This is a genomic window from Sphingomonas sp. ABOLH, from assembly GCF_003951715.1.
Taxonomy (GTDB): Bacteria; Pseudomonadota; Alphaproteobacteria; order Sphingomonadales; family Sphingomonadaceae; genus Sphingomonas; species Sphingomonas hankookensis_A.
On record NZ_QQWV01000031.1, the window covers coordinates 37,603 to 44,721 of the forward strand.

A 7,119-nucleotide genomic window follows, 5' to 3' on the forward strand; every position below is an offset into this window, starting at 1 on the left:
CGGTGTGGGGGGGGAGTTTGCTGTCCTTCCCAAGGACGTCACCTCAGCCCAGGGTGAGGTCTCTCGCGGCTCCTGCCGCGCCCGATTACCGGGAGACCCCAGCCTGCGCTGGGGTGACGTATGCGGCCGGCGGGATGTGCGTGAAAGCAGCCCTCAATACTTCACCCGCGTTGCGCGAAGCTTGTAGCGCTTGAGCGCGTCCTGCACGCTGCCGCTGCCCGCCAGATGGCCGGCACCTACCGCGACGAACACCGTGCCCGGGCGCTTCATCCGCTCCTCGATCCACTTGGCCCAGCGGGCGTTGCGATCGGTGAGCAGCACGCGCTTCAACTCGGGCGAGACGGTCATCTCCTCGTTCATCGTCGCCGCCAGCGCGTCCGGGTCGCCGCGGCGCCACTGGTCGACCATCTTGTCGATCGACTGGCCGGCGGTCGGCAGTTCCTTGATCGTCTCGGTCAGGAAGGTGACCTGTGCGGCATCCGACAGCGAATCGAAAAAGCCGAACTGCTGCTCCAGCGTTTCCAGCCCGGTAACCGGCTTGCCCGCCGCCTTGGCCGCCTGCGAGATCGCCTGTTCCGCGCCGCTTGCCGGATCGTAGCCTTGTTTCTGCAGCGTCACCAGCGTCAGCGTCGACGCGGCGAACCACGGGTCGAGCTGTTCCAGCGCACCGGCGGGCAGGCCGGCATCGGCCACCGCCTTGGCATAGGCCGGGCGCTCCGCCTCGGGCAGCTTTTCGCTGAGCTTCGGGCCGGTCACGTTCACCGCCGACTTCATCACCGCCGCCTGCGCTTGTTCCTGCGTCGGCATCGGGATTTCCAGCACGACCTCGTTCGATTTGTCGAACGCGCTACGCACGGCTTCGTCGAACCACGACAGGCCGGGCTTCAGGACGTGGATCGTCCCGAACAGATAGATGGTCGTGTCCTTGTCCTTGACCACCCACAAAGCGGGATCGGCCTCGCCCGCCGGCAGGTCGGCGATCGGGGTTGTCGGCTTGGGGGCGGCCTGTCCCCAGACGGGCGCAGCGGTCAGCAAACTGAATGCGGCGGCGAAACGCAGCAGGATCGAGGACATCATCGTCTCCATGGCGCCGGCAGGGCCGGCAGTTGCACCGTCATAGCAGCGCCGCCGGGGACGCGACACAAGATTTGCCGTTCATCGATAACGCAGGAACGTCCGTGCCGCTCCCATCGTTGAGGCCGTCCATATCCCTGATTTCAGGGCCTTGCCGGGAATTCCGCGATGTCGAACGCCTCTGCCCCCGATCCGTCCGACAACAAGCCGCGGCGGGTGCCGATCGGTCCCCTCGCCGCCGCGCTGGCCAGCAAGGTCGAGGCAGCGTCGCTGCTGTTCATCGCATCGGACGAGGTGCGCGCGGCGGCGCTGGCGGACGTGCTGGCGGCTTTCGCGCCCGATGCAACGGTCGTGCACCTGCCGGCAAGCGACGCCCTGCCCGGGGACGATGCGCCGGCATCGCCCGGCAATGCCGGCGCGCGGGTCGCGGCGCTCCGCCGGCTGCGGATCGCGCATGGCGAGGGCCGCGCGGTAGCGTGCATGACTACGCCGGAGGCAACGGCGTTGCGCATCGCTGCGCCCACCGATTTCGATGCCGCGCCGCCGGTCTTACGCGTCGGCGAGGCGATCGACCTGTCCGACATGGCCGCGCGGGTGGAGGAACTGGGGTATGTCCGCGACGACCGGGTCGACGAACCGGGCGAGGTCGCGGTGCGCGGCAGCGTGATCGACATTTTTCCCGCCGATGCCGAACAGCCGATCCGCGTCACGGTGGAGGAGGATCGCATCGCATCGATCCGCAGCTATGATCCGGTGACCCAGCGCGGGCATGCCGAGCTGGGCGAGGTCACCATCGGTCGTGCGGCCGAACCGCCGGTGGGGAAGGGCGCAACGCTGCTCGACCACCTGCCGGGTGCCGCGGTGGCGATGGATGGCGATGCCGCCGGACGGCGCGAGCGCTTCCTCGACCTTGCACAGGACGCCACCCGCCGTCGTCGTCGCGATGCCGCATCGCTGGTCGATAGCGCGAGCTGGGATGCGCTGCTCGGTGAGCGGGAGCGGATCGCATTGCCCGAAGCGGTGGCTGAACCCCCTCGCTTCGTCACCGCCCGTGCCCCTGCGCGTGCGTTCGGCAAGTTCGCTCGCCAAGTACTGGAGGAACAGCGGCTCGTGTTGGCGGGCAGCCCGCGCGACCTGCGGTTCCTGCGCAAGAAGCTGGCGAAGCTCGCCCGGACCGAACCGGTGACGATTACGTCGTGGGATGAAGCGGTAGCGGCCAAGCCCGGCACCGCGATGCTGCTGACCGCGCCGCTCGATCGCGGGTTCGTGATCGACGGCGTGACCGTAGTGACGGGCGGCGACCTGCTGGGCGGACGCGCGCGCGGCGACGAACTTGCCGGTGCCGGCGCCAATCCGCTGTTTGCCGAGGCGGGCGAACTGCGCATCGGCGACGTGATCGTGCATGAGGATTTCGGCATCGGCTGCATCGCCGGGCTGGAGCAGCTGCCGGGTGAGGCGGCGGGCGACGCCATCGTGCTGACCTATGCCAAGGCCGCGCGGCGGCTGGTGCCGGTGATGGAGGCCGACCGTATCTGGCGCTATGGCGCGGACGGCGATGCGGTGACGCTCGATGCGCTGGACGGGGCGAGCTGGCAGAAGCGGCGCGGGGCGATCGACACCGCCATCGCCGACAGCGCGCGCGAACTGGCGGCCATTGCCGCGACACGGGACCAGCAGCGGGTCGCACCGATCGAGGTCGACATCGCCGCCTATGAACGCTTCGCCGCCGGATTTCCCTTTACCGAAACCCCCGATCAGGCGCGCGCCATCGCCGCCGCCCGCGCCGATCTGGCCGCCGGTCGCCCGATGGACCGGCTGGTCATCGGCGATGTCGGCTATGGCAAGACCGAGGTGGCGCTGCGCGCCGCAGCGATCGTCGCCTTGTCCGGGCGGCAGGTCGCGATTGCCGCGCCGACAACGGTGCTGGTCCGCCAGCATGTCGAAACCTTCCGCCGCCGATTCGAGGGCACGGGGATCGAGGTTGCCGGCCTGTCGCGTCTGTCCGATGCGGCGGAAAAGAAACGGGTGAAGGCCGGCCTGGCCGACGGATCGATCGGTGTGGTCGTCGGTACGCAGGCGGTGGCCGGCAAGGGTGTCACCTATCACGACCTCGCCCTCACCGTCATCGACGAGGAACAGCGATTCGGTGCGAAGGACAAGGCGCGCCTACGCGAGATGGCCGACCATGTGATGACATTGTCGGCGACGCCGATCCCCCGCACGCTGCAAAGCGCGTTGATCGGCCTGCAGCAATTGTCGGTCCTCGCGACCCCGCCGGCCCGCCGCCAGCCGATTCGTACCGCCGTCGCCGCGTTCGACGAGGTGACGGTGCGCACCGCGCTGCTGCGCGAACGCTCGCGTGGCGGGCAGAGCTTCGTCGTGGTGCCCCGGATCGAGGATATTGCCCCGCTGGAGGAACGGCTGCGCAAGCTGGTCCCCGACCTCGACCTGATCGTCGCCCATGGCAAGATGCCGGCGGCGGAGATCGACGCGGCGATGGTCGGCTTTGCCGAGGGCGAGGGCGACGTGCTGCTGGCGACCAACATTATCGAGGCGGGGCTGGACGTGCCGCGCGCCAACACGATGATCGTCCACCATGCCGACCGCTTCGGCCTGTCGCAGCTCCACCAGCTGCGCGGGCGGGTCGGGCGCGGCGGGCGGCGCGGGCAGATATTGCTGCTGACCGATCCGGACCAGTCGATCGCGGACGCCACCCTGAAACGACTCCGCACCTTGCAGGCGTTCGACCGGCTGGGCGCGGGCTTTGCCATCAGCGCGCGCGACCTCGACCTGCGCGGCGCGGGCGACCTGGTGGGTGAGGCGCAGGCCGGGCACATGAAGCTGATCGGCATCGACCTGTACCAATATCTGCTCGGCCGCGCGCTCCGGGCCGAACGCGGCGAGAATGTCGACCGGGTCGTGCCTGAACTCCATGTCGGGATCGCCGGTCGCCTGCCGGAGCATTGGATACCCGAGGCCGAAGTGCGGCTGATGCTCTATGGCCGGCTGGCGCGGATCGAGGAGGAAGGTGCGCTCGATGCGTTCGAAGAAGAGTTGGAGGACCGGTTCGGTGCGCTGCCCGACGAGGCGCGGCTGCTGATCGAACTGGCCCGCGTCCGCCTGCTGGCGCGAGGGGCGGGCGTGGCGAAGGTCGATGCCGGCCCCGCGGCGATCGCACTGACCCCGCAGCATCGCGGGGACGCGCCCGAGGGGCTGACCGAGAAGAACGGTCGCTGGATCATGGCCGCGCGGATCGACGATGCGGAGGAACGGCTGACCAAGGTCGGTGAGGTATTGGAGGCGGTGGCGGCATAACTTCGCTGGCGTTGGCGGCGATCCTGTCCGATGCTGTCCGCATGACGAAAGCGATCTTCATCACCGGCGGCGGATCGGGCATCGGGCGGGCCGTCGCGCAGTTGTTTGCCAGCAGGGGCTGGCGCATCGGCCTTGCGGATGTGAACGCCGCCGGCCTGGCGGAAACGGCGGCGCTGTTGCCGAACGGTGCCGCGACGTTCGTGTTCGACGTGACCGATCGCGCGGCATGGGACGCGCCGCTCGCGGCATTTGCCGATGGCGGCGGGATCGACGTGCTCTTCAACAACGCCGGCATCGCCTCGGGCGGTGTCTTTGCCGAGATGACGCCGGACGCGGTCGAGCGGACCATCGCCGTCAACCTGACCGGTGTGGTGCACGGCGCCCATGCAGCCCATCGCTACCTGAAAGCCAGTGGCGGGTGCCTGCTCAACACCGCGTCGGCCGCCGGCATCTATGGCACCGCCGGTGCGGCCGTCTATTCGGCAACCAAGTTTGGGGTGCGGGGGTTGAGCGAGGCGCTGGATGGCGAATGGTCGGCGGATGGTATCCGCGTGCGGTCGCTGATGCCGGGGTTCATCGACACGCCGCTGCTCGACGCGTCGCTGGCCGGGACCAATTACAATGTCCGGCAGCAGGTCCGCGCCGCCGGACTGGAGTTCACGCCCGTCGAAATCGTCGCGCAGGCGGCATGGGACGCGGTGCACGGCGACGCCGTCCACACGCCCGTCGGGCCGACCGCGAAGCGGATGCGCTTCGCCGCGCGGTGGCTGCCGGGAAAATTGCGGCAGCAGATGCGGCGGCGATAGGCTCCGCACAATCGTCATCCCTGCGAAGGCGGGGATCCATAGCCGCTGACCTTTGCGCCTTTATCGCGACGCTGGCGTGTATGGATTCCCGCCTGCGCGGGAATGACGAATTTTGGCTATTCCACCAGCGCGTCGATCGCCTGCGCCATGTCGATGTCGCGGTCCGACAGCCCGCCCGCGTCGTGCGTCGTGAGCAAAATGTCGACGCGGTTGTAGACGTTCGACCATTCGGGATGATGGTCCGCCTTTTCGGCGAGCAACGCGACCTGCGTCATGAATGCGAACGCCTGGCTGAAATTGTCGAAGGTGAAGCTGCGGACGATCGCGTCGCGCCCGGCGTCATGGTCCCAGTCGGGCAGGCCGTCCAGCGCATCGGCGCGCTCTGCCTGGCTCAGCGGTTCCATCGTCCCTCCCTTGTATCTGCCTCGGCGCAATGCCTATGGTTTGCGCCATGTCCGATCAAGCGCGAACCGCCCCGAGTGCCGAAGCAATGGAAGCGCTCGCCCGTGCCGCGCTGGCGCGCATTCCCGAACCCTTTGCCGGCCACCTGTCCGACATCGTGCTGCTGGTCGAGGAATTCGCCGACGACGATACGCTGGCGGCGATGGAAATGGAGCCGTACGAGCTGACCGGCCTGTACCATGGCAGCCCGGTCGGCGAGAAGTCGGCGTTCGACGGCATGCGCCTGCCCGACCGCATCCATTTGTATCGCCAGCCGCTGCTGGCCGAATGGTGCGAGACCGGGGTCGATCTGGGCGATCTGATCCGGCATGTCGTGGTGCACGAGGTCGGCCATCATTTCGGCCTGTCCGACGACGACATGCACGCGCTGGAAGACTCTGTTTGATCCTGTCCCTTGCGCACGTGACGGGCCGGCGCGGCGGGCGGGCGCTGTTCCGCGACCTGTCGTTCGACCTTTGCGCGGGCGAGGCGGTATTGGTGCAGGGGCCGAACGGCGTCGGCAAATCGACGCTCGTACGGATCGCCGCCGGACTGTTGCCGCCGGCGGAGGGCAGGGTTGCGCGCGACGGTGCGGTCGCGTTGCTGGCCGAGGCCGCGGCGCTGGACGCTTCGGTGTCGCTGGGGACGGCACTGGACTTCTGGGCGGGACTGGACGGCGCGCGGGACCGGCTGCCCGCCGCGCTGTCGGCGATGGACATCGCTTCGCTGGCGGACGTGCCGGTGCGGATGCTGTCGACCGGGCAGAAGCGCCGCGCCGCCATCGCCCGCGTCATCGCCAGCGGCGCGCCGCTGTGGCTGCTCGACGAACCGGCCAACGGGCTGGACGCGGCGTCGCTCGACCGGCTGGAGACGGCGATCGCGCGCCATCGCGACGGCGGCGGGGCGGTGCTGGTCGCCAGCCATGTCGCCGTGGCGCTCCCGCACGCGAAGGTCGTGACGCTGTGATCGCGCTGATCCTGCGCGAACTGCGTATCGCGTGGAGCGGCGGCGGGCTGTTGCTGCCGGTCGCCTTCTTCCTGCTGGTCGCGACGCTGTTCCCCTTCGCGATCGGTCCCGATGCGGCATTGCTGGCACGGATCGGCGGCGGGGTGGCGTGGGCGGCAGCGCTGCTGGCCGCGTTGCTGCCGCTCGACCGGCTGGTCGCGCCCGATATGGAAGCCGGGGTGGTCGATCAGCTGGTCTTACGCGGATGGAGCGAAACGAGCGTCGCCGCCGCCAAGACGATCGGTCACTGGCTGGGCTTTGCGCCGGCGGTGATGCTGGCGGCGGCGCTGTCGGCGGCATTGCTGGGGATGGACGGGCCGACCTTGGTCGCGCTGGAGATCGGGTTGCTGCTCGGCACGCCGGGGCTGGCGGCGCTGGGCGTGGCGACGGCGGCACTGACCGCCGGCCTGCGTGGCGGGGGCGCGGTGGCGGGCCTCGTGATGCTGCCGCTGGCGCTGCCGCTGGTGATCTTCGGGGC

Annotated in this window: 7 protein-coding genes; 5 read left to right on the forward strand and 2 right to left on the reverse strand. The window is 69.4% G+C overall.

Going from position 1 to position 7,119, the window contains the following annotated elements:
* Positions 1 to 153: 153 nt before the first annotated feature.
* Positions 154 to 1,077, reverse strand: coding sequence for a TraB/GumN family protein (locus CA237_RS13840; protein WP_241215493.1), 924 nt, complete (start codon positions 1,075 to 1,077; stop codon positions 154 to 156).
* A 165-nt stretch (positions 1,078 to 1,242) separates the two neighbouring features.
* On the opposite strand from CA237_RS13840, the gene CA237_RS13845 reads away from it, so the two are divergent.
* Positions 1,243 to 4,389, forward strand: a complete 3,147-nt coding sequence (locus tag CA237_RS13845) for a helicase-related protein (RefSeq protein WP_066688943.1) — start codon at positions 1,243 to 1,245, stop codon at positions 4,387 to 4,389.
* A 41-nt stretch (positions 4,390 to 4,430) separates the two neighbouring features.
* The gene (locus CA237_RS13850) at positions 4,431 to 5,195 is read left to right on the forward strand and encodes an SDR family oxidoreductase (RefSeq protein ID WP_066689037.1); all 765 of its coding nucleotides are present in this window, start codon (positions 4,431 to 4,433) and stop codon (positions 5,193 to 5,195) included.
* Between the two features lie 116 nt (positions 5,196 to 5,311).
* Here the strand turns inward: CA237_RS13850 and CA237_RS13855 are convergent, their stop codons facing one another.
* Positions 5,312 to 5,599, reverse strand: coding sequence for a 4a-hydroxytetrahydrobiopterin dehydratase (locus CA237_RS13855; RefSeq protein ID WP_056456550.1), 288 nt, complete (start codon positions 5,597 to 5,599; stop codon positions 5,312 to 5,314).
* A 47-nt stretch (positions 5,600 to 5,646) separates the two neighbouring features.
* Between CA237_RS13855 and CA237_RS13860 the strand changes: the two genes are divergently transcribed.
* The 3 genes from CA237_RS13860 to CA237_RS13870 all read left to right on the forward strand — a co-directional run.
* A complete protein-coding gene (locus CA237_RS13860) occupies positions 5,647 to 6,042 on the forward strand; it encodes a metallopeptidase family protein (RefSeq protein WP_126014401.1) in 396 nt (131 codons plus the stop codon).
* Positions 6,039 to 6,602: a heme ABC exporter ATP-binding protein CcmA gene (gene ccmA, locus CA237_RS13865; RefSeq protein ID WP_066688939.1), complete on the forward strand. Its 564-nt coding sequence runs from the start codon at positions 6,039 to 6,041 to the stop codon at positions 6,600 to 6,602. The genes CA237_RS13860 and ccmA overlap by 4 nt, the downstream gene beginning before the upstream one ends.
* A partial coding sequence (locus CA237_RS13870) for a heme exporter protein CcmB (RefSeq protein WP_126014403.1) occupies positions 6,599 to 7,119 on the forward strand: 521 nt, incomplete at its 3' end. The genes ccmA and CA237_RS13870, both read left to right, overlap by 4 nt.

What these genes read in the sequence shown, in the direction of transcription:
- CA237_RS13855 (WP_056456550.1), bottom strand. Translation starts at nt 5,599, where the DNA reads ATGGAACCGCTGAGCCAGGCAGAGCGCGCCGATGCGCTGGACGGCCTG.
- CA237_RS13840 (WP_241215493.1), bottom strand. Translation starts at nt 1,077, where the DNA reads ATGATGTCCTCGATCCTGCTGCGTTTCGCCGCCGCATTCAGTTTGCTG.
- CA237_RS13860 (WP_126014401.1), top strand. Translation starts at nt 5,647, where the DNA reads ATGTCCGATCAAGCGCGAACCGCCCCGAGTGCCGAAGCAATGGAAGCG.
- CA237_RS13845 (WP_066688943.1), top strand. Translation starts at nt 1,243, where the DNA reads ATGTCGAACGCCTCTGCCCCCGATCCGTCCGACAACAAGCCGCGGCGG.
- CA237_RS13850 (WP_066689037.1), top strand. Translation starts at nt 4,431, where the DNA reads ATGACGAAAGCGATCTTCATCACCGGCGGCGGATCGGGCATCGGGCGG.